15 protein-coding genes and 2 tRNA genes are annotated in these 21,335 nt (G+C 48.4%); all 17 read right to left on the minus strand.

The window, feature by feature from the left end:
- Nucleotides 1-95: elongation factor Tu (locus CVT49_12515; GenBank protein PKK82632.1), on the minus strand; the 95-nt coding region annotated here is incomplete at its 3' end.
- A 37-nt stretch (nucleotides 96-132) separates the two neighbouring features.
- Nucleotides 133-205 (minus strand) — tRNA-Thr (locus CVT49_12520).
- Between the two features lie 684 nt (nucleotides 206-889).
- Nucleotides 890-963: transfer RNA gene (locus CVT49_12525), tRNA-Gly, on the minus strand.
- 189 nt (nucleotides 964-1,152) lie between these two features.
- Complete coding sequence (locus CVT49_12530) at nucleotides 1,153-1,656, minus strand: hypothetical protein (GenBank protein PKK82633.1); 504 nt, start codon at nucleotides 1,654-1,656, stop codon at nucleotides 1,153-1,155.
- A gap of 76 nt (nucleotides 1,657-1,732) precedes the next feature.
- Nucleotides 1,733-3,097 (minus strand): hypothetical protein, encoded by a 1,365-nt coding sequence (locus CVT49_12535; protein PKK82634.1) that lies wholly within the window; start codon nucleotides 3,095-3,097, stop codon nucleotides 1,733-1,735.
- A 278-nt stretch (nucleotides 3,098-3,375) separates the two neighbouring features.
- A complete protein-coding gene (locus CVT49_12540; GenBank protein ID PKK82635.1) occupies nucleotides 3,376-4,287 on the minus strand; it encodes an NAD(+) kinase in 912 nt (303 codons plus the stop codon).
- A gap of 12 nt (nucleotides 4,288-4,299) precedes the next feature.
- Nucleotides 4,300-6,261 (minus strand): 1-deoxy-D-xylulose-5-phosphate synthase, encoded by a 1,962-nt coding sequence (gene dxs, locus CVT49_12545; protein PKK82663.1) that lies wholly within the window; start codon nucleotides 6,259-6,261, stop codon nucleotides 4,300-4,302.
- Nucleotides 6,262-6,264: 3 nt separating this feature from the next.
- Nucleotides 6,265-7,161 carry a geranyl transferase gene (locus CVT49_12550; GenBank protein PKK82636.1) on the minus strand — a complete coding sequence of 299 codons (897 nt, stop codon included), beginning with the start codon at nucleotides 7,159-7,161 and terminating at the stop codon, nucleotides 6,265-6,267.
- Nucleotides 7,139-7,387 (minus strand): exodeoxyribonuclease VII small subunit, encoded by a 249-nt coding sequence (gene xseB, locus CVT49_12555; protein ID PKK82637.1) that lies wholly within the window; start codon nucleotides 7,385-7,387, stop codon nucleotides 7,139-7,141. Before xseB ends, CVT49_12550 begins: the two co-directional genes overlap by 23 nt.
- Before the next feature lie 5 nt (nucleotides 7,388-7,392).
- Nucleotides 7,393-8,610, minus strand: a complete 1,218-nt coding sequence (locus CVT49_12560) for an exodeoxyribonuclease VII large subunit (protein PKK82638.1) — start codon at nucleotides 8,608-8,610, stop codon at nucleotides 7,393-7,395.
- 91 nt (nucleotides 8,611-8,701) lie between these two features.
- The gene (locus CVT49_12565; protein PKK82639.1) at nucleotides 8,702-9,325 is read right to left on the minus strand and encodes a hypothetical protein; all 624 of its coding nucleotides are present in this window, start codon (nucleotides 9,323-9,325) and stop codon (nucleotides 8,702-8,704) included.
- A 154-nt stretch (nucleotides 9,326-9,479) separates the two neighbouring features.
- Entirely contained in the window at nucleotides 9,480-11,633 is a 2,154-nt protein-coding gene (locus CVT49_12570) for a hypothetical protein (GenBank protein ID PKK82640.1), read from the minus strand.
- 155 nt (nucleotides 11,634-11,788) lie between these two features.
- Complete coding sequence (locus tag CVT49_12575) at nucleotides 11,789-15,064, minus strand: hypothetical protein (protein ID PKK82641.1); 3,276 nt, start codon at nucleotides 15,062-15,064, stop codon at nucleotides 11,789-11,791.
- Nucleotides 15,065-15,075: 11 nt separating this feature from the next.
- Nucleotides 15,076-15,774, minus strand: a complete 699-nt coding sequence (locus CVT49_12580; GenBank protein PKK82642.1) for a hypothetical protein — start codon at nucleotides 15,772-15,774, stop codon at nucleotides 15,076-15,078.
- Nucleotides 15,767-16,381 (minus strand): hypothetical protein, encoded by a 615-nt coding sequence (locus CVT49_12585; GenBank protein ID PKK82643.1) that lies wholly within the window; start codon nucleotides 16,379-16,381, stop codon nucleotides 15,767-15,769. Before CVT49_12585 ends, CVT49_12580 begins: the two co-directional genes overlap by 8 nt.
- 69 nt (nucleotides 16,382-16,450) lie before the next feature.
- On the minus strand, nucleotides 16,451-19,351 hold the full coding sequence (locus tag CVT49_12590; protein PKK82644.1) for a hypothetical protein: 2,901 nt from the start codon (nucleotides 19,349-19,351) through the stop codon (nucleotides 16,451-16,453).
- Nucleotides 19,352-19,485: 134 nt separating this feature from the next.
- Nucleotides 19,486-21,306, minus strand: a complete 1,821-nt coding sequence (locus tag CVT49_12595; GenBank protein ID PKK82645.1) for an excinuclease ABC subunit C — start codon at nucleotides 21,304-21,306, stop codon at nucleotides 19,486-19,488.
- Between the last annotated feature and the right edge of the window lie 29 nt (nucleotides 21,307-21,335).

Genomic DNA, 21,335 nt, shown 5'->3' on the forward strand with positions numbered 1-21,335 from the left:
ATCGCAGCCGTCAATGTCGTCTTACCGTGGTCGACATGTCCAATCGTTCCGACATTAACATGCGGCTTCGTTCTGATAAATTTTTCCTTGGCCATGTGTCGAAACACCTCCCCAACAAATTATAAATTTATCAGCCCAAGACCGGGATTGAACCGGTGACCTCATCCTTACCAAGGATGTGCTCTACCAACTGAGCTACTTGGGCCTGCATTTTTTCAGTGCCAAATAAGCATACCTCGCCATTTTTTGGCGAGCCCTAAATATATCCCCCGCAATACGTATGTCAAGAAATATTTGCCCAAAGATAAAAAAATATTCACTTTTTTTGAAAAAAAATGTAATACCCCTGTGCCATAATATCTCTCCCCTATAACTTCATAAATGGCGGGAAGTTCCAATATATCTTAAACCAAATGCTTAGAAATTGCACAATTTTACCCAAAAAGATTTTGTGCGAACCAAAACCGATCCCCCAAACCTCTCCCCGGCACGATTTACCGGGTCTAAAATGAATCGCAAATCATATAAGCAGCCAAATCATGGAAGAATATTCGCCAAAAAGGCAACCTGATGACAATTCTTAAACAATTGTTATGTTGTTATAATATAACAACATAACGTCAAGTCAAGATGTCGAAACCTCACTCGCTTCGCTTCCTTCGCCAAGCTCAGGATCTTCGACGTGACCTTCGGCTCTTCGAGCCTCAGGCAGGGGATTTCGACCTACTCGCCTATGTCATTACATTATAATAACATAACAGCATCGCATATCGCATGGGGTCCGCTGCCAAGACACCATTATTATGTCTGGAAACCAGGGTCATTGCATTTACATATATAATGAGTGATTATTGTGGTGGGATTTTGCGGAATTTATCTTATAAGAAAAAGCGGGAGACGGGGCTCGAACCCGCGACCAACAGCTTGGAAGGCTGTGACTCTAGCCAACTGAGTTACTCCCGCTTATAATGCCATTAACAATTATAATGACTCTTCTTTATTACGCGCTCGACGCTAAAATATATCGCCGCCCCGCTTTATGCAAGATTATTTTTGGAGATGTATATAATAAGGTGAAAAATGTAACGACAAAATATTTGCACGCACTCGATCCGGCAAGTTCGACTGGATAAAACCTCATTGAGGCCTGACTTATGCCGTCTTCAGCGAACAATATATATAAATCCCGATGGTGCCAAAGACAATTATGAGGAAAACCGGCAGGAAGAAAACACCCAATCCGTTGCAGCGTTCCATGGCCACCCCGATCGAAGCCCAGTTGATAAGAGTGAAAACCCATATCAGCTCAGCCTTGAGAATCGATAAGAACTTGCGCGCCAGGCGGTATTGCCGCTCAGCGTTTTCAGCGGTGATTCGAACAAGGTAATTGCAGTACTGCGGTTTGCGGCAGACAAGGGTCAGAAGGGTATATAGAAAAAGCGACACCAACGGCAGAATAATCAGAATGGCTTTACCGCTCCAGGCATCGGCCCGGCCGCTGACTCCAAAATGGCTGGGGACCTTATCAGGAAGAACCGACCAGTAATTAATTAACAGAAAGATAGACGTCAACAAACCTACCGCGGCGACAAGTTCGAATATTTTCTCTACCCGCGAAAGCGGCAATTCGATTACAGGGCGTTTTACCTTTTCCATATTGATTCGTCCTTGTTAAACATGCTCATGATCTGGCAGGGCAATTCGCAAAACAACGGATTGGTACAATACCATGTTATTCAAAAAACCGGCCATAATAAAAAAGTAGGCCAAATGCCATAAGCAAAACACTTATTATTGACTGAAGCCCTGATATTGTCTTGACAAAGCCAAATGGCTGATATTCGGCTTTCCAAGGCAAAATCAGGCGTAACCAACGCCCAAAATCTATTTCTCTAAAGCCCAAGTTAAATGTGCTTATAAGGCTAAAAAAACAACCGTGCATTAATAGTCTTATTTCTCTTAATACAAAAGAATAGAAATACAGAAAGCCACCCAAATTACTAATTTCCACAAGGCCAATTCTAAGTGCCGACTCATGTTCTCTATTTGTTCTAGGATCTATTTGCATTTTCTTGAATAGAACACCCGTAACTCCGGCAAAGTGAAACATTATAAAATAAATACCTGCACAAAACAAATATATTGCAAATACTATCTGAAATGGTCTTGCCAAATTGGAGCCATATTCAAAGGGTAAATCGAAAATCACCTTCTTTAAAGTACTCTGATTTCTTCGCTCCATCGCGCAGGTGATTTCCCTTTCCTTTTGTCTATAATTATTATTCCTGAAAAAGTTTTTTAATGTTATTAATGTATTATTTGAGCCTACAAATTGAAGATCCTTTAGCGACTTAGCATTGGCCAGGCTTTCCATAGTATAATCATCCAGAAAAGTGGGGGATATAATTGCATTTTGTAAAATACAATTTTTAAATTCAGCATTAATAAGTGAAGCCTTGTAAAAGGAAACGGACGCATGCCAAATAGCGGCCTCGGTCGCAATGAATGGCGTTTCGCCTGTGTCTCTACTTACATTTACCATGGAATATCCTATAAAACGAGCACCTTCAAAGTCGGCACTTCTACAAAATTTTACACGGCCAAAATCTGCGGCATAAATGAAATCTGATTCATAGAAAGAAATTTTTGACTGGAATTCGCTCCCATCAAAATATGCCTTTGAGAAATGGCATTTGCTAAAGGATGCCAATCCGACAAATATGCAGTCTTTGAAAATGACATCACTTTCGAAATTTACATTATACATATCAATCTTGCCAAAAATGGTACAACCATTTATTTCAACAGGACTTCGAAAATGCATAGTATTCCAATTCAGGTCATCCTTTAATGTGCTGTTAGTGATTTTTATGCGAGAATGAATCGTATCTTTTTGATATTGAAGTCTTCCAATAATAGTGCAATTAGTCAGATCAATGCTTATTCCTTTGGTTATGCAATTATTGATTGTATTAGAATAAACAACTTCATTAATTAATATTAAGGTATCTTTATTTTCTTTATAATCGTCACATAAAGTATTTATGGGGAAAATTAAGATAAATAAAATGGCAATTTTAGAGAATATTCCAATCATAATATTAAGCCGAAACTTTTACCTTAAATGATTTATACAATATAACTACATTCTATAAAATAAATAGTAATATTTTGACCTCGTCTTTTCCTAGCTCTTAGGAAATAATATGAGAAGGCCAAAGATGCCAGCAATATCCGCCAACTCATAGTTTTCATGTATGGTGATTAATTACAGGCTTTCCAAGTCAAAAATGATGTGCCTGTATATATAAAATAATGTTGGTTTTCTCGTTTATTCGCGCCGCCAATACACTGGAACCCGCCCTATCGGTTGTCTCATTGCCGGTTGTTGCGGTCGGTCTTTTTCAACAGGTCGGCTTTTTCGTAATCGACCACCGGCAGTCTCCCCCAGTGGAGCTTCCGCCGCAAAATATCGTAAAACGAGAATTCTTCGAACTTGATAAATTTGACGACATGCCTGGCGCGGGTGATCCTTATCGTCCCGGTCGGCGAAAAATTAGTCGCGACCTGCCCGTCAACGGTCAGATTGGCATTGCCATGCTCCGAGCGGATACGCACTTCCAGCGTAACATCAGCCGGAAACACCATCGGCCGCGAGGTCAGCGAAAAGGGTGAAATGGGCGAGGCAATAAAAGCATTCATATTGGGATTGAGAATCGGCCCGCCGACCGCCAGCGAGTAGGCTGTCGAACCGGTCGGCGTCGCAACAATCAACCCATCGGCAGTGTACGAACAGATGTACTCATCATTGGCATATAAACTCAAATTGATGACACGGCTGACGGCGCCCTTGTCGATGACGACATCATTTAGTGCAAACTGAGAATCAAGCTGCGGCCCATCGATGACATTGGTCTTGAGAAGCATCCGCTCCTCGATCTGGTAATCATTGGCCGCCACCCGCTTCAGGGCGCCGCCCAGTTGCTCCGGTGTCAATTGGGTCAGAAAACCGAGGTAGCCGAGGTTGATACCCAGAATGGGTATCTCCTGTTCGGCGATGGCGCGCGCCGTGGCCAGCATGGTCCCGTCGCCGCCCAGCGAGATAACGGCATCGGAGTTGACGCATAATTCTTTGCGCGGAACGGTGCGGACTTCCATCATGGGGCCGGTGACGACATTCTCGCAGACAAAGGCTTCATGCCCGTTATTTTCGCACCATTCGAGAATAAAGTTAACCGCCTCGGCGGCATCGGGGCGGCCGAAGTTTGCAATTATCCCAAATCGCATCTTAATCCTCTGTTATTTAGCTGATGATTCGCCATAGTTGCCATTGACGGCAACCGCGTTGATTTTCATGGCGCCTTTTTTGAGGTGCAATTTTTCCAGAATTGTGCGGCGATCGTTATAGATATCGTCGATGTACCGCACCAGTGTATCGGCATTGAGACCGATCTCATCGAGAAGTATCTTGCGCGTCCCCTGCGAGATAAATCTGTCCGGGATGGCAAAAGAATGGAACCCGCCTTTAAATCCGTTCTGCAACAGGTAATTTCCGATCATCTGCCCCAGTCCGCCGATATAGCCGTTTTCTTCGATGGTAATGATCTGCCGGTAATTTTTGATGCAATTATTAAGCATCTCCGTATCGAGCGGTTTGATAAAACGGGCATTGATAAGGGCCACTTCGCGGCGGTCCTTCAACATTTCCTGCGCGCTCTTGGCGACTTCGAACATAGTGCCGACACCGATTACGGCGATTTCGCCGGTTTGGCTTATCTGCTGCCATCTGCCCCACTCGATATTTTCCAATTCACCGGTCATGGGATACGGCACCGACCCGCGAGGATATCGAACGGCGCACGGCCCGTCGAGCTCGCGCCCGGCGATTGTATGAAGCATGGAGCGGAACTCATCGCCGTCTTTGGGCGACATGATAGTCATATTGGGTACGACGGACAGATACGACAGATCGAAACAGCCATGATGCGTCGGGCCGTCATCGCCGACCAGTCCGGCCCGGTCGATGCAAAAGACAACCGGGAGTTTCTGAAGGGCGGCATCATGTATGATCTGATCGTAGGCACGCTGCAGAAAAGTGGAATAGATGGCCACATAAGGTCTGATGCCTCCGGCGGCCAAACCGGATGCAAAACAGGTGGCGTGCCCCTCGGCAATACCGACATCAAAAAACCGATCGGGGAATTTTTCGGCAAAGCCGGTCAGGCCGGTGCCGGCGGACATGGCTGCCGTAATGGCCACAATCCGCTTATCTTTTTCAGCCAGCTCGATCATGGTATCGCCAAAAATCCTGGTATATCCCGGCAGGCTTGATTTGGAATTGGTTTCACCGGTAATTTTATCGAAGGCGCCGATTCCATGAAATTTGGTGGCATTGGCCTCAGCCGGGGCAAAACCCTTTCCCTTGACGGTGACAACATGAAGCAGCCTCGGGCCGGAAATACTCTTGATTTGCGTAAGGGTCTTTTTCAGCAATGGGAGATCGTGCCCGTCAATCGGACCGAAATACCGAAACCCAAGTTTATCAAAGAGATAACCCGGAACAAACAGGCCCTTGATGGATTTTTCGATATCCGAAACCATGGCGCGGATTTTATCGCGGCGTTTGAACCGGCCGGTCAATTCCCAGATTTCGTCGCGGAGTTTATTGAACCGTTTATCGGTCATGATATTGGTCAGATATTTGGAAAGCGCCCCGACATTTTTGGAGATCGACATTTCGTTGTCATTGAGAATGACCAAGAGATTTTTTCGGGAAGCTCCGGCGTTATTAAGCCCCTCAAACGAAAGGCCGCCCGATAAAGCTCCATCGCCGATAACCGCAATCACTTCATGGTTTAATCCCTGCTGGTCGCGGGCGGTGGCCAGACCGAGTGCAGCCGAGATCGAAGTCGAGGCATGCCCCGCACCGAACGGGTCGGCCGGGGACTCGTCCCTTTTGGGGAAGCCGGCGATCCCTTTGTATTTTCTTATGGTATGAAGCCGATCGCGCCGACCGGAAAGAATCTTATGCACATAACATTGATGCCCGACATCCCAGACAATCTGATCGGTCGGGATATCGAAGACCGAATGCAGCGCCATAGTCAACTCGACCACACCGAGATTTGAGGCCAGATGCCCGCCGTTTTGCGAGACAGCCGAGATAACTTCCTGACGGATTTCGTCAGCAAGCGAATTCAACTGCTCATCATCGAGTTCTTTTATATCGGAAGACTTTTTTATGTTATCCAGAATACTCATCAATCAATTTTCCCTCATACCAATATAACGGGCAATAAACATAAAATGATTCGCATCAATATCAAGACTGTGACATATTTCAATGGCCCCGTCTATCAGTTTATCAACGTCTTTTCTGGCTTTGTCCATACCGACGGTTCCGGGATAGGTCGCTTTCTGATTCTTACAATCGGAGCCGACGATTTTTCCAAGTTTCTGCGGGTCCCCCTCGACATCAAGCATATCATCAACGATTTGGAAAGCAAGGCCGATTTTTTCGCCATAATCGGACAGCCTGGCCAGCATCCGGTCGTCCACTCCGGCCAGGATGGAGCCAATACGAACGGAAGATCTTATCAGGGCGGCGGTTTTCAGCAGATGAATGAATTTAATTTCATCGATACTGACTTTTTTTCCTTCGGCCTCGATATCGGCCATCTGACCGCCCAGCATGCCATAGGTTCCGATAGCCATAGCCAGCTCACTGACCACCTCGGCCGAACCAGACCGCGCAATCAGCTTGAAAGCAAGATCATGCATGGCATCACCGGCCAGGACAGCGGTAGCTTCATCGAATTGCTTATGCAGGGTGGGTATTCCGCGGCGCAGGTCATCATCATCCATGCACGGCAGATCATCATGTATCAGCGAGTAGGTATGCACCAGTTCCAGCGAGCAGGCGGCCGGATTGATAATAGCGGCATTGTTTCCACCGCAGGCATAATAAGAAGTCAGGCATAAGATGGGGCGAATCCGCTTGCCGCCGGCCAGGACGGAATAACGCATGGCCTGATGCAATTTTTGCGGAAAATCGCTCTCGGGCGGAAGGTACTCATGCAAAAGAGCATCCACTTCAAGACGTTTCTGCTTGAGATATTCTATTCCGGTCGGGATCATGTCAATCGCCATCTTCTTCCTCATCAAAAGGAACTTCGACCAGTTTCTCCTGCTGTTCTTTCAACTTCATGATTTTATTTTCCGCCCCTGAAAGCGTTTTGCTGCAAAAGGCGGCAATTTCGACCCCTTCGGAATACAGCGCAATGGATTCTTCAAGTTTAATCTCGCCCGACTCCAGTTGGCGGGTGATTTCATCAAGCCGGGTCAGGGCCGATTCAAAGTCCTTAAATTTCTTCTTTTCCGCAGCCATAATAATTACGCTCGCTTTATCTCTTTTATCAGGGCCGTGACCGAACCATCCTGCAAAACAGCCTCGACCATATCGCCGCCGGTTATCGCCTCCACTGATTTTACTGTTTCCCCACCCGGCAGTTTCATCAGCACGGCATATCCACGTTTAAGAATCGCCAGCGGAGACAGCGATTCCAGCCGCGACAGGCTCAAAGATAAGATGTTTTTCTTTTTTTCCAATAAATTTTTTCCAGCATTTTCAAAGTGGCGCATAAGGTTGTCAAGAGTCTGCTCCCGTTCCCTGACACTGTTTTCCGGCCTCTGATAGACCGGGCGGTTCATATACTGGACCAAAGTGGTCCGATGTCGCTTGATAAACATCTCCAGCGAATAACTCATTTGCGACAAATAGTCGGTCAGATCCTGTATCAAGGTCCTTTTATCCCAAATAACCAGCTCCGCCGCCGCTGACGGTGTCGGGGCGCGCAGGTCGGCGGCCAGATCGGCCAGCGTAGTGTCGATCTCATGGCCGACACCGGAAACAATCGGCTTTTTCGAAGCCACCACCGCCCGGACCAGCGGCTCCTCGTTGAACGCCCATAAATCTTCCAGCGATCCGCCGCCGCGGCCGATTATGATGACATCGATATCATCGCGGCTGTTGAAATAATTGATGCCGGCGATAATGCTTTCGGCGGCTCCTTCGCCTTGCACAAGGGCCGGATACAAAATCAATTTCACCGAATCATTGCGCCGTCGGGCAATATTTATAATGTCCCGAACCGCCGCGCCGGTGGGCGAAGTGACAATTCCGATGGTCATCGGGTATTCGGGCAATGGCTGCTTGAGCGATTCTTCAAAAAGCCCCTCCCCGGCCAGCTTTTTATAAAGCTGCCGAAAAGCGACTTCAAGCTCACCAACCCCGACCGGCAGCAGCTTTCTTACATTTAGCTGATAATTGCCCCCCTTTTCATAAACGGTAACACTGCCGAAAGCCCGGACTTTCATGCCGTTTTCGGGCTCAAATCTGAGATATTGGCCGAGTGAGCGCCAGATAGTCAGCTTGATGACGGCGTTTTCGTCTTTAAGAACCAGGTAACGATGGCCCGAAGAATGGTGGATATAATTGGAGACCTCCCCTTCCACCCATATTTCGGGGAAGGATTCCTCGAGGGCGTATTTTATCAGCCGGGTGAGGGCGGTTACGGTATATATTTTCTCTTCCGATTGCTGCACAACCAATTGATACGAATTCTAAATTCATTTGGCAATGGCATTTTTGGGTAAAAAAAGGGCGGCCGAAGCCGCCCGAATAACAAACATTTATTATCCACTACCAACACATCAAAGGAGGGCCACCTTTATAGATGTAATTTATCAAGTAAACGACATCCAGAATATTTATAGACGCATTGCCGTTTACGTCACAGGCATCAACATTCTCTGGGATCCAGCCGCACTTATCTTCCCCCTTGCATTTATAGAGATATAGAAGGATTGTACAAACATCAAGGATGTTGACACGCCCGTCATCATTGGCATCGCCACACTCATAATCGCGAGTAATATATAGTGTGACAGGAATTGAAATTTCATCGACGACTGCCGAATCTTCATCAATAGCCGTGACTAAAACTTCGCATAAATAGACGCCCGTATCCGTCGAAGCATCTATCCAGACATCCAGTTCAAACGGCGTGACCGGTGAATCGGCAAAGACGGGAAATAGCCACGAACAATTTTCCACTATATTTAGTTGGAGGTTGGCCCCGTCTAATTCATAAATTAAAACAGTGTCCCGCACCCCTTGCAAGGGATGTAAACTAAACTCAAGCGACGGTGGTTCGGCGACTAACTCAAATGCCTGCGCGACAGATACTGATATACAAGAGTAAATAATTAAAAATGCTAAAAGGGCTTTGAGCCCTGCCCGGTAGTTTTGCGTTTGCCGAGACATAACATCCTCCCACCCAATTAGTTGCTGTCAAACAAGGTCGTAATTCTTTGTGGTTTTTATACATGGGCAACGACTCTGCTGTCCCCGGATATAATGACCTCCTGTTATGTCTTTTGAGATTCGGTCGAAATCTTACAAGAATTCTGTCGATCCGCTAACTCTCCGGCCATGGGTCGGGGCCGCAGATAGGCGCCGGGCCGCCACGGTACATATATTTAATCAAATAGGACACATCAAGCAGATTGATGGCCCCATCACCATTGGGATCGGCTTCCGGCATGCAAGGCGGTACTGCTCCGCCTTTGTAGACATAGCAGATGATATAAGTTACATCAAGAATCCCGACGGAGCCATTATTGTTGGCATCACCGGGCTCATCGCAGCAACCTGGTACATCACAAGCATCGCCAACGCCATCGCCATCAGTATCTGTCTGGTCAGGATTATATACATCCGGGCAGTTGTCATCCAGGCAGGTATTCAGGGCAAAACCGGGGTTCCCATAGCCGTCATTGTCGGTGTCGATGCATTCGTCGCAGAGATCGCCGATACCATCGGCGTCAAAATCCTCCTGATCGGAGTTGGCGATTATCAAACAATTATCACAGCTATCGCCGATACCATCGCCGTCATAATCTTCCTGATCCGGGTTATAAATATCGGGGCAGTTGTCCACAGCACAGATGCTGGCTGGAAAACCGGGATCACCGAAACCATCGCCATCGCTGTCCGTGCAGTCATCACAAACATCGCCGAAACCATCATTGTCCAAGTCGGCCTGGTCCGGGTTATAGACTGAAAAACAGTTATCCGGCGGGCATTCATTTTCGGGATGCCAGGGATCGCCGAAACCATCGGCATCAAAATCGTAGCACAGGCCATTCAAGAATATGGCAATATTATGCGAATAATAATTGGTTACGGCCAGATCAAGGTCGCCGTCCGAATCAAAGTCGGCGGACTGCATCGCAACCGGCTCGTTTCCCGATGAAAATGTCCGCACCGACCCCAGAGTTCCATCGCCGGCATTGTTAAATAAACAGACATTATTTCTTATACGGGAGACGCATCCGACATCGAGGTCGGAATCGGTGTCAAAATCGCCGATAATGGCGGATTGTGCCTTTTCGCCGGCAGACTGTGCACTGAATAGTGCAAAGGTGGCATCCTGATTATTCATGAAGACCATGACGTTTCCGGTAAGATAGTTGGAGACAGCCAGATCAAGATATCCATCGGCATTCAAATCGCCGGCCGCAATCGACTGCGGGTCCCCACCGGCGGCATAATCGACATGCCAGCCGAAATTGGCGTGACCGTCATTAATAAGAATAGATATATTGTCCGAATTCTTGTTGGCCGTCGCCAGGTCGGCATCGCCGTCATTGTCAAAATCACCGGAACAGACCCACTCGGGGTTACCGTTGACGGCATAAGTATTATAAATCGTAAAAAGGCCGTCACCATTGTTTAAATGAACCGTCACAACACCGCTTACGTAATCTGTATTGGCCAGGTCAAGATACCCGTCACCATTTAGATCCTCTGTTATGACAGTATATGGATTTTGACCGACACCGTAAGAATTGGAGAATGTAAATGTGCCATTGCCGCTGTTATGATACACGTAGAGACTGTTGTCCAATGAATTAGCCACCACGAAATCGACATAGCCATCACGATTTAGATCGGCCGCCGCGATACCGCGGGGACCAAGGGCCGTCTCATAAGAGGGACCGGCGGAAAAAGTGCCATCACCCTGATTCAACCAGACATAGACATTCTGGTCTCCTTGCGGGGCGGCCAAAATATCAATATCGCGGTCATTATCAATATCGGCCACGGCGATTGGCCATAGATCCGGCACATTACCGTAAGTCGCATCGAGAATAAAAGAACCGACAAAACCGCCGCTGGTTCCGACAGTAAAGCTCCAATTAAAATAATTCTCCAGCGAATCCTCTGACTCTGATTTTATATCGGTAGTCAGGATCACCGTAACGACTTCGCCGGCATGGAAATCGAAGTCGGGATCAAATAAAGCCGTTTGTGTCTCCGAATTGTAGGTGATAGCTCCGAAACATAGACCGGAGGTCCTGGTATTCACCACAAAAGAACCGCCGTTGATCGAGCCGGACTTCATGGCGCAATCAAAAGTCACCGATATCATATCGCCCGGCGACACATTCAGCTCATTTTGCTCCGGCGTTAATGTCAATATGTGGGGTGTTTGCCCATAGATCGCACCCGTCAGAAATAGTATTATTACTAAAACGGTGGTGGGAATTAGGTTGTCGCGCCTGGTCATAATATCCTCCTCCCGATAAACTGTACGAATGTAGATAGTTATAATATATCCACATTTAAGATTGGTGCAAGCAAAAATCGGTAACCAATACAGAATTAATCCTGATTGCCCGCACCTTTGACCTGGAGTAAAGACGTATTTATCTAAGATTGTGTTTAATTCGGATCGCCGACCAGAATAAAGCCGGCCCAGAGAAGCGGATGGCCATGCCCCAGAGAGCTGCGGGATTGGGCCAGTTGTTCCAGTTGCGAATTGCGCAGGGCGTCAACTTTCGATTCCCCCGCCAGCCAGCGGCCGTAAAACCCATGCATCAGTTGCGAGGTTTCCTTGTCCATTATTTTCCAGAGACTCATCAACAGGGATTTAACGCCGGCATGGCGGAAGGCCCGCTGCAGGCCGAAAACGCCTTCGCCGTTAATGCTTTCCCCCACACCGGTTTCGCAGGCGGACAGCACGGCCAGTTGCGTTCCGGTCAGGTTCAAACCGGAAATTTCATAGGCGGTCAGAATGCCGTCTTCGTCGGTGGTCGTTTTTGCATCCTTCGCTGAAAGCAGCCGGTTTGCTCCAGCCAGAGCCAGCCCGGATCGCATCAGCGGATTGTTTTGCGCCGGGTCGTTTGAAACTGCTGACGCGTCACAAAAGAAGCCGTGTGTGGCCAGATGGAGGATGCTTGGGGGAATGGTAATCGACTTAAGGACTTTCTCTCCGGCCTTGTTTCCGTAATAACCGCGGACTTCAAGAGCACCCTTTCTTGCTAAGAGCTCGGTAATAGAATTCATTTCGATCCGGCCATACCTGAGGGGAGGAAATGCAGTATTGAGACAATCTATTGATCGGCGGTCAATATCCCGGCTCTGAGAATAATTGACGTTTCGAATGGTTGGTTCCCCCCTGTTATCGGGCGAACCGACCGAATCACCTGTATAGTCGAAATCAGGATCGGCAATAACCATAACATCAAACAATGAATCGGGCTTTTGCGCGAATCGCAGCAACTCACGGCCGGTCGACAGATAACAAATTCGATTTGCCTCGATCAGGTATGAGCCGTCGGGCCGCGTGAGAATCTCGAAAGGAAGCAGATTCAGCTTGCTGTCCGGGGAAACATAGACAATTCGTTTGCCGCCCAGCCTATCGGCCATCGGGCCGATAAGAATATTGTAGAGTTTGCCGGTGATTTCCGACAGATCGCTCTCCAGCATCGCGCCTATCGGTGTAAAGACACGGCTGTCGGCCTGGTAAATTTCATTTCTGGCGGCATCGACAAGACTGTCGATTGATCGGGCATCACCGATGTCCGCAAATGCGACACCATCCGAAGAAGAGTAAACAAAGGCAAGGTAGCGTGAATTCGAGGAATCGATCGCGTCGGTTCCGAGTTTGGTGAAATCATAGGGATAGTATTTCAGGTACTCAAGCAGGATAGCGTCATGCGGAAGCGCCCGGCCGATGTCGGCAATGCTGAATCTCCTGGCGAAAAGTTCGTCTTTGAACAGGGCGCAGCGCCGGCTCAGTTCTTCTTCGAGAGAGTCATTTTTATTGTACAGATATTGAATACTGTCACGGAATGATTCATCCGGCGCCTTTTTGACGCTGGTCAGAACCATGTTGGAAATTATAGTGCATAATTCGTTCCGCCGGTCGAGCAGATCCAGAGTAACGGCATCCTCAGAGCAATAAGCCGCTTTTTGCTCGGCCATGACGGCATCAATAACCGAGGCTTTTCCTTTGAGTATCATTTCGGCCGCCAGTTCCTTCGATTGCCTGCTGCCGCATGACAGGGCCATCGAGAACAGGGAATTCTCGATAACCGGGTACTGATTAATCCAGCTCATTTTCTGCGACTCCGATGAATATGAGAAGGCATAATCGGTCAGTTTCAGGGCCAGGTCCAGAAATTGCCCATAGTACGCGAGGCTTGAATCGCAATCATGCCTGGCGGCATAAGCCTGCGCCAGGCCTTTGATGTTCAAATATACATTAGGATGAAGATAGCCGAGAATCCCCTGCAGTATATTCAGGGCGCGTCGGTAATCATCCACCGCTTCATCCAGATGTCCGAGACGGCGATCGAGATCCCCCAGATCGGTGTAAATTCTGGCGACATCCGGATGATTCGTTCCGAAAAGACTTTCCTTGATTTTCAGAGCCTCATTAAGGCACGTTTCCGCCTCGGAATATTCTTTAAGCTTATGATGAAGCCGTGCAAGAGCGCCGTAGCTGTTGGCGACGTCATTATGATTCGGGCCAAGCAGATTTTTCCTGATCTCGAGAGCCTGAAGCATATATTCCTTGGCGACATCGTAATTCCCCATGACGGCATTGATGTTTCCAAGGTTATTCATTATAGTCGCGACCGTATTATGATTTGTACCGTACACTTTTTCGAGAACCTGCAAGGCTTTCCTAAAAAGCGAGTCGGCGGTCGGGTAGTCGCCTCTGACAAGGTTCACTGCGGCCAGGCTGTTCAGGCTGGCGCCCATCTCCGGATGATCCTCACCGACCGTCTTTTTGAGAATTTCAATGGCCCGATTAAGGAGAGGTTCCATCTCCCCGAATCTTCCGAGCCTCCAGTAAAGAGAGGCCTTCAAATTCAGCCTGACGGCCAGATTAGGGTGAATCTCGCCGAAAAATTCTTCTTCCATGGCATAGACTTCATTGAACGTGGATTCCGCCTTAAGGTATTCTCCCCTGACAATATATAAATTGCCCAGATTGCCCAGCGTCATGGCAATATCCGGGTGGCGTGATCCATAAATTTTCTTAAAACAACCGAGGGCGCTTTCATAATCGCTTTCAGCCTGATCATAATCACCGGTAAAAAAGCGGACATTTCCCAGCGCATTGTAGCAATCCCCGATTTTGTTCGGTTCGATATCCGGGGCTTTTTCGCAGATGGCCATGGCCAGCCGCGCCAGCGTGTCGGCTCTTTCATATTCATTTTTGAAATTATAGAGGGGCACCGATGCTTCATAACATTCGGCCGTAATCAAGTTCTCTTTGTCGATTTCCTCAAGAATATTACGGGCGCCGACCAGAACATCTTCGCACGGCTGATATCTTCCCTGCTCCCGATAAACATCGCCCAGTCTGACAAGAATCTCCGCCGTTTCGATTGATGCCTCGCCGAAAATCGACTTTCGAATAGAAAGGGCCGAATCGAAATAATTCTCCGCCGCAGTAAATTGCCCTATGTCGTAAAAGTATAAACCCAGAATAGAATATAAATCCGCGATGGTGCTGTCGGGAATGCCCGGGGTCCGTTCGAACTCGCTCCGGGTCTGCTTCAGGATCGTCAGAGCGGAATCATATTGCGCCGCCTCACGCAGGCTGTCGGCATAAATTAGCCGGGCCGACTGATCGGCATAGCTATTTATGCCCGCCCCGAGCGGATACAAAAGAAGTAAAATAAAGAGATATGTTTTTATCATGCGTCGGCGATTTATTTTATCAGCCTGAATTTATAAATCTGCTCGTTGCCCGACGATACATCTTCCGGATCAGACAGCTTCAATTCAAATACTCCCGTTTTAATTTTGTCCGCCGGTATCAGCAACCGCCCCATTTCATACTTGTCAAAAGCATTGAAAGATTTATCCAGCATCAGTGTCCGACCGTTTTCGTCGGTGATCTCTATTATATATTCCCGTCCCGGGACAACATCCTGATATAGGAATGATAAGACAACATCATTGTCGTCGGGAATATTAAATTCCGCCGTGGAGGACGATCTGGTGGGCATCAGGTTTACGGCCGACACCGCTTTGATGCCTTCATCCGGGTTTTTTTGAATTCCTTTATAAGCCGGGTAAAGCAGCAGGATAATTATAACCAGGGCGAGGGCCGGTCTGAAAACAAATGGTGTATCGGGCCATAATCGGCTGATGAGCCCGGATAGAAGCGAACGCTTCTCAACGGTGGCTTCGCTGAGGCCGACCGCTGACGCGACTTCTTCAATAATTGATTTATTGGAAATCAACAGATTTGATTCGGCGCAAAAACTCTGCGCCTCCGAAAAACAAGCTTTGCACTCCAGCAAATGGGCCTCAAACAGCTCGCATTCCTTTACGGGCAGCGCCCCCAGTTCGTAGGCATGCAACAGCTTTCCGGCTTCAGGATCTATGCATCTTTCTTCAGTCATTGGATGACTCCTTGCCCAAACATTCCTTCAAGATCCGGCGGCCTCGATTTAATATCACATAAAGATTATTCGGCTTTATATCGAGCCGTCGGCAGATGTCGTCGGTGGTGAAGCCCTGATGGACCAGATTCAATGCCCTTGCATACCGGGGAAAAGCCGCAATCAGCTTCCTTAAGCAATCGGTTATTTCACTGACCGAACTTGAATCATTCGGCGCATGAACCCGATCGATCAGGACGCCGGCATCTATACTTCCGGCAACCTTATTGTCCCGCACGCACTTGCCCTGCAAATAATTTCCGATCTTGTTTCTCAGAACCTTCAGGGCCCAGGCATTGAAGTGTCCGTGGAAATCTGCGGTCCTGTACTTTTCAAGGACTGTCAGACATGCCTCCTGGGCGATATCCTCGGCATCTTCCTTCTTCAATAACCTTTTTTTGGCGAGATATTCAAATCTTACGCGAAGATATTGAAATAGCTGTTTTTCGGCCTCCGCGTCGCCTTTTCGTGCCTTAATGACAAGATTATTCAAGATGTCCCTTACCCTCACTTCGAGATAACTTAATATAGCACTTAATAATATGGATGACAAAGCAATTTTGGAAATAACCGCCCTTAATGGCCAATTAAAAGGGCCGGTTTCCCGACCCTCTGAATTCGCAACTTTTGGACTGAGTCAAGGGCAGACTGGTTCGGGGCCTCCCCTGTACAAATAGCCGATCAAATATGTCACATCAAGCAGATTAATGGCTCCACTATGATCGGCATCGCCCGAGGCAGGCGGAATCGGCTCCGCGCCACCCTTGTACAAATAGCTGATCAAATATGTCACATCCAGCAGATTAATCGCTCCGCTGTGGTCGGCGTCGCCGCAGATGTATGGAAGATTCACTTTGAGCGTGAAGGGCTTCTCCACTGTGGCGCCGGCGGCATCAGTGACGACAGCCGTAAAATCAACCGTCATGGTATCCGGTGATTGACCCGATAGCAGCCCTGCTTGAGATAGAGTAAAGCCGGAGCCTGATAAATCATTGTCCCTGTCTGTCCACATCTTTGGTGCGGTCCCCCCTGACGCCAGCAACTGAAACGAATAGGCTGCATTTACGGAAGCACTCGGAATTGGCAGGGTTGTTATATTCGGATAACTGTTTATCGTGAAACCATATGGACGCTCCGCCGTCTGCCCGACCTCATCACTGACCAGAGCCGTAAACGCAATGGCACCTTCTATCGAAAGTGTTCCCGCAAGCAGACCATCGGAAGTCAAAGTTAGACCCGTCCCCGCCAGATCGGCGTTTTTATCGATCCAGGTAAATGCGCCATAACCTCCGGATGCCTCAAGTGCCAATGAGAAAGGCATTCCCACCGTCCAGTCGGAAATCGCTCCAGTGGCAATTTGAAGCGGCAGCCCGCAATTGTAAGAAAACACTCTGACGGCATCCAGGCCCGCCTCGATTACCGAATTGGCCGCCAGATCGGAGGCGTTGAATCGCAGCCGAACCGTCGGTGATGGCCCAATAAAATCACTTACCCAGAAACGGTGGATGAACCAACCCCCTGAAGCTTCCACGACCGGCCCGACATATTCGACATCGATCCAGGAGGCGCCGTTGTCGCTGGATATTTTGACTATAAAAATATCCGCATTGGGAGCCCCGCCTTCGTCATTGGAATACCAGCGGGCATATTCCACGACAGCATCGCCCGTGGACAAATCGAAAGTCGGTGAGGTCAGAATTGTGGTGCCATTGTCAACATCGGAATAAAGCGGATTATCGGTAACATAGCAGTAACCTGACTGATCATAATCTTTTGAAGGGCCGCCTTCCAGCGTAAAATAAGGCTGGCGGCGAATCCACCGCCCGACGGTCGCTTCGCCCGACACCGTCCACCCTTTAACAGTTTCGAAGTTATCTTCGAAGACAGTCGTCATTTCGGCGGCAAAAGCGGCCAGGTTCGGCCGGGATGGATCGGTATCATAAAAGATACCGCTGAGTTCCTCTTCGGCACTGGCATAATATGCTATGCGCGTATAACATGGTAAACCCGGTATTGACGCTTCGAAAATTCCCCCGCCCATATCTGTCATAGAAATCGTTTCATATGGCCCACCATCGGCAGAGTAATGCAGCACGACTGTTCCCGGAACAAGAACGCCTCCGCCATACCCTTCGACCTGCATTTGAATTGCGGCCTCATTATTAGGGAAAAATATTTCCGGGGCGCCCGCTGGAAAACTCAGGATTAATTGCGGTGGCGGAGCATTGGCCGCGGCGGCGGCCAGAACTGTTGCAAAAGTCGCTTTAACCATTCGGGTCATGTAATCGAAATTGCAATAGGTCGTACTGTCATGACTTGAATGATAAACCGTGGAAAAAATATATTCATGGGCATAGGCGATATTATATCCGTATTGCTGGAACGGATAATGATCCGAGCCGCCGCCCCCTCCGGCCAGGTGCCCGGTGATGTTGATTCCCTGCAGTGAATCGGCCAGATCAATCCACAACTGAGCGAAATATGTATCATTACCATAGGAGGAATAACCATCGGCATCGTTCTGGTAATGCGCGATCATATCCATATTCATCATAAAAAGAATATTGTCGCCATTGGCATATGCGGAACCGGCATAGTGGTAGGAACCGTACAATCCCCATTCCTCCGCATCGAAAAGTACAAAAACATAGGTCATCTCGGTCTCTATGTCCTTTATGGCACGAGCGATTTCCATCACCGCCGCCGTGCCGCTGCCGTTGTCGTCGGCCCCGGGTGAAACCGAGCCGGCATCATAATGCGCGCCGACAATGATCTGAACATCCGGGAAACTTGTGCCCGGTTTTACGGCGACGACATTATAGCAGTCAGCATAGGATCCACTGAGATTCTCGACAAAGTGATCGAGATAGACCGAGTCGTATCCAAACTCGGTAAATTTGCCCGCAATCCAGTCCCTGGCGGCATAAATAGAGTCGGTTCCGGCTACTCGCCTGTAAAAAGCCTGGAGTCGTTCCACATATGATTGCAATGAATCATACTCAATAAGATTTATCAGTGAATCAAGATTATAGTCTATTTTAGCGGAAAAGATGCTTTTGTCCACCGGGGTCTTATAAATAATCGGCAGGCTTTGCGGCGGAAGCGGCGCCAGCCCCGCGATTTCGCCTGACTCCGACAAATCTCCGGCATGAGCCTGGTACACCCTGAGATTGCCTTCGACATAAATAAGCGGATACCGTCCGACATTCGAACTGTCATGGCGGATATCGATGGCCAATTCGCTGCGACTGACATTGGCCGCAATTAACTCAAATCTCAGCGAGTTTTCCTCGAATATTCTTTCATACTCGCTCAAAGCGAGAACGAGATATCCGTCCTGTATTTTCAGAACGGCATCAACTCCCAATGCCGAAAGTGCCCGGGCGTCACCGGCATTTTGTACGATAATTTTATACAGGTTGCCGGTCTCATCCTGCGATGCCGGCGCTAAAGTCACGGCGCCCAACAGACTGCCGGCCAGCAGGATAAATGGCAGCGCATATAAAATTACCCGAATATGTTTTTTGCATGATTCCATTATAGCCACTCCTTAGACACGCCCTCGAGGAAGGTCGCGGTAAGAATTAATAACAAGTTTTATATACATAAATATAACAAGATCGGTTTTTTATGCAAGTATAAACGGCAGAAGCATGACGCCCCAAAGAAAATCTACCGGAACGAATTATATATTTTCTCGGCCAGATTTTGAGGGATTCCCTTGACCGAGGTCAGTTGTTCCAGCGAGGCCTCTTTGATCTTTTTGACCGAACCGAAATGTTTGAGAAGAATTTCGCGTCGCTTCGGTCCGACTCCCGCGAGTTTATCGAGAGAGGATTGTATCGTCCGCTTGGTGCGGACCTTGCGGTTGTATTCGATGGCAAAGCGGTGGGCCTCATCCCGGATTCTTTTCAGAAGCAGCAGACCGGGCGATGATTTGGGAATGGTCAGCGGTTCGGGATTGCCGGGGAGATATATCTCTTCGAATCGTTTGGCCAGCCCGATAATATTCTGGTTTTCAAAACCGAGTGAGGCTATTTCTTTTTGCACCGATGACAACTGCCCCTTGCCGCCGTCGACAACCAGCAGATCGGGCGGGGTTCTCTTTTCCTGCTGCAGCCGGTAAAAATACCGTCCGACGACCTCGCGCATCATGGCAAAATCATCCTGCCCGGTAACTTCCTTGATCCTGAAATGCCGGTAACCAGATTTCTGCGGTTTGCCGTTGGCAAAATAGACCAGTGCTCCGACAGCATCGGTTTCACCCGTATTGGAAATATCGACACAGGCAATAATTCTCGGTGAGCGGCTCAGGTGCAAGTTATCCTTGAGAGCCTGAACCGATTTGGAAACGCGCTCCTTGAAACCCTTTTTTTGTATAAGAATCTCATCCAGCAGCAAGCGGGCGTTGGTGGCGGCCAAATCAACCAGTTTCAGCTTTTCCCCTTTTTGCGGGGTGCGAATTCTGACCTTTTTGCCCAGCATCTTCGACAACCATTGTGAAATGACATCCTCATCATTCAGTCTCAGCGGCAGATAAATTTCTTCCGGCAGATTCGGCTGATTATTATAGTACTGCCCGAGAAATCCACTCATCAGGTCGGCATCTTCCTCTTCCGGCTCCGAGGTTAACTGGAAATCCTGACGGCCGATCAGTATCCCTTCCCTGATCTGCATGATAACAACGACGGTGTAGCGCCCGTCGCGGGCAAATGAGATAATATCACGATTGACAACCACCCCGGCATCGACTTTCTGCTTCTGCCGGACCGATTCGAGAGCCGTAATCTGGTCGCGAACCTCGGCCGCCTTTTCAAATTCCATTTCTTCGGACAATCGGCCCATCCTGTGCCGCAGCTTTTCGAGCAGCGTTTCCCCTTTGCCCGAAAGAAACAACAGCACCGAATCGACCTGCTCGGCATACTCTTCCCGGCTTTGTAGATTTTCGCAGGGACCGCCGCAGCGGCCGATATGATAATCGAGACACACCTTCTGCGGCTTGCCGGTCGGATGCGGGATGATAAGATTGCAGCTTCGGATTTTGAAAAGGCGGCTGAGGAACCGCAGCGTCCCGCGCATTCCCTTGGAATTGGTGTACGGGCCGAAATAACGATGGCTGTCTTTTTCCAGACGGCGAACAATCAGCATCCGGGGAAAAGGCTCGCCGGTCGTTACCTTGATATATGGAAAATGTTTATCATCCTTAAGATTTATATTATAGCGGGGCTTATGTTCCTTGACCAGATTGGCTTCCAGAATCAAAGCCTCGATTTCGGAATCGGTCACCATCAGTTCCAGATCAGCGATGGCTGAGACCATCCGGGCGGTCTTGGGCGTATGGTTCTGCGCCGATTGAAAATAAGTCCTGACCCGGTTGCGCAGATTTTTGGCTTTGCCGATGTAAATGATACTGCCGGTGCTGTTCCTGAAGATATAAACGCCGGGCGAGGCCGGGAGATTCTTTATCTTGATATCGAGTTTGTCGTCTTTCATCCCAAATCAATACGAATGATTTCGGACCG

The sequence above is a fragment of the candidate division Zixibacteria bacterium HGW-Zixibacteria-1 genome, assembly GCA_002838945.1.
Classification (GTDB): Bacteria; Zixibacteria; MSB-5A5; order GN15; family PGXB01; genus PGXB01.

Coding starts and splice junctions, on each gene's coding strand:
- xseB (PKK82637.1), bottom strand. CDS start 7,387: ATGGCTGCGGAAAAGAAGAAATTTAAGGACTTTGAATCGGCCCTGACC.
- CVT49_12575 (PKK82641.1), bottom strand. CDS start 15,064: ATGATAAAAACATATCTCTTTATTTTACTTCTTTTGTATCCGCTCGGG.
- CVT49_12550 (PKK82636.1), bottom strand. CDS start 7,161: ATGAGGAAGAAGATGGCGATTGACATGATCCCGACCGGAATAGAATAT.
- CVT49_12580 (PKK82642.1), bottom strand. CDS start 15,774: ATGACTGAAGAAAGATGCATAGATCCTGAAGCCGGAAAGCTGTTGCAT.
- CVT49_12590 (PKK82644.1), bottom strand. CDS start 19,351: ATGGAATCATGCAAAAAACATATTCGGGTAATTTTATATGCGCTGCCA.
- CVT49_12565 (PKK82639.1), bottom strand. CDS start 9,325: ATGTCTCGGCAAACGCAAAACTACCGGGCAGGGCTCAAAGCCCTTTTA.
- CVT49_12540 (PKK82635.1), bottom strand. CDS start 4,287: ATGCGATTTGGGATAATTGCAAACTTCGGCCGCCCCGATGCCGCCGAG.
- CVT49_12570 (PKK82640.1), bottom strand. CDS start 11,633: ATGACCAGGCGCGACAACCTAATTCCCACCACCGTTTTAGTAATAATA.
- CVT49_12595 (PKK82645.1), bottom strand. CDS start 21,306: ATGAAAGACGACAAACTCGATATCAAGATAAAGAATCTCCCGGCCTCG.
- CVT49_12530 (PKK82633.1), bottom strand. CDS start 1,656: ATGGAAAAGGTAAAACGCCCTGTAATCGAATTGCCGCTTTCGCGGGTA.
- CVT49_12535 (PKK82634.1), bottom strand. CDS start 3,097: ATGATTGGAATATTCTCTAAAATTGCCATTTTATTTATCTTAATTTTC.
- dxs (PKK82663.1), bottom strand. CDS start 6,261: ATGAGTATTCTGGATAACATAAAAAAGTCTTCCGATATAAAAGAACTC.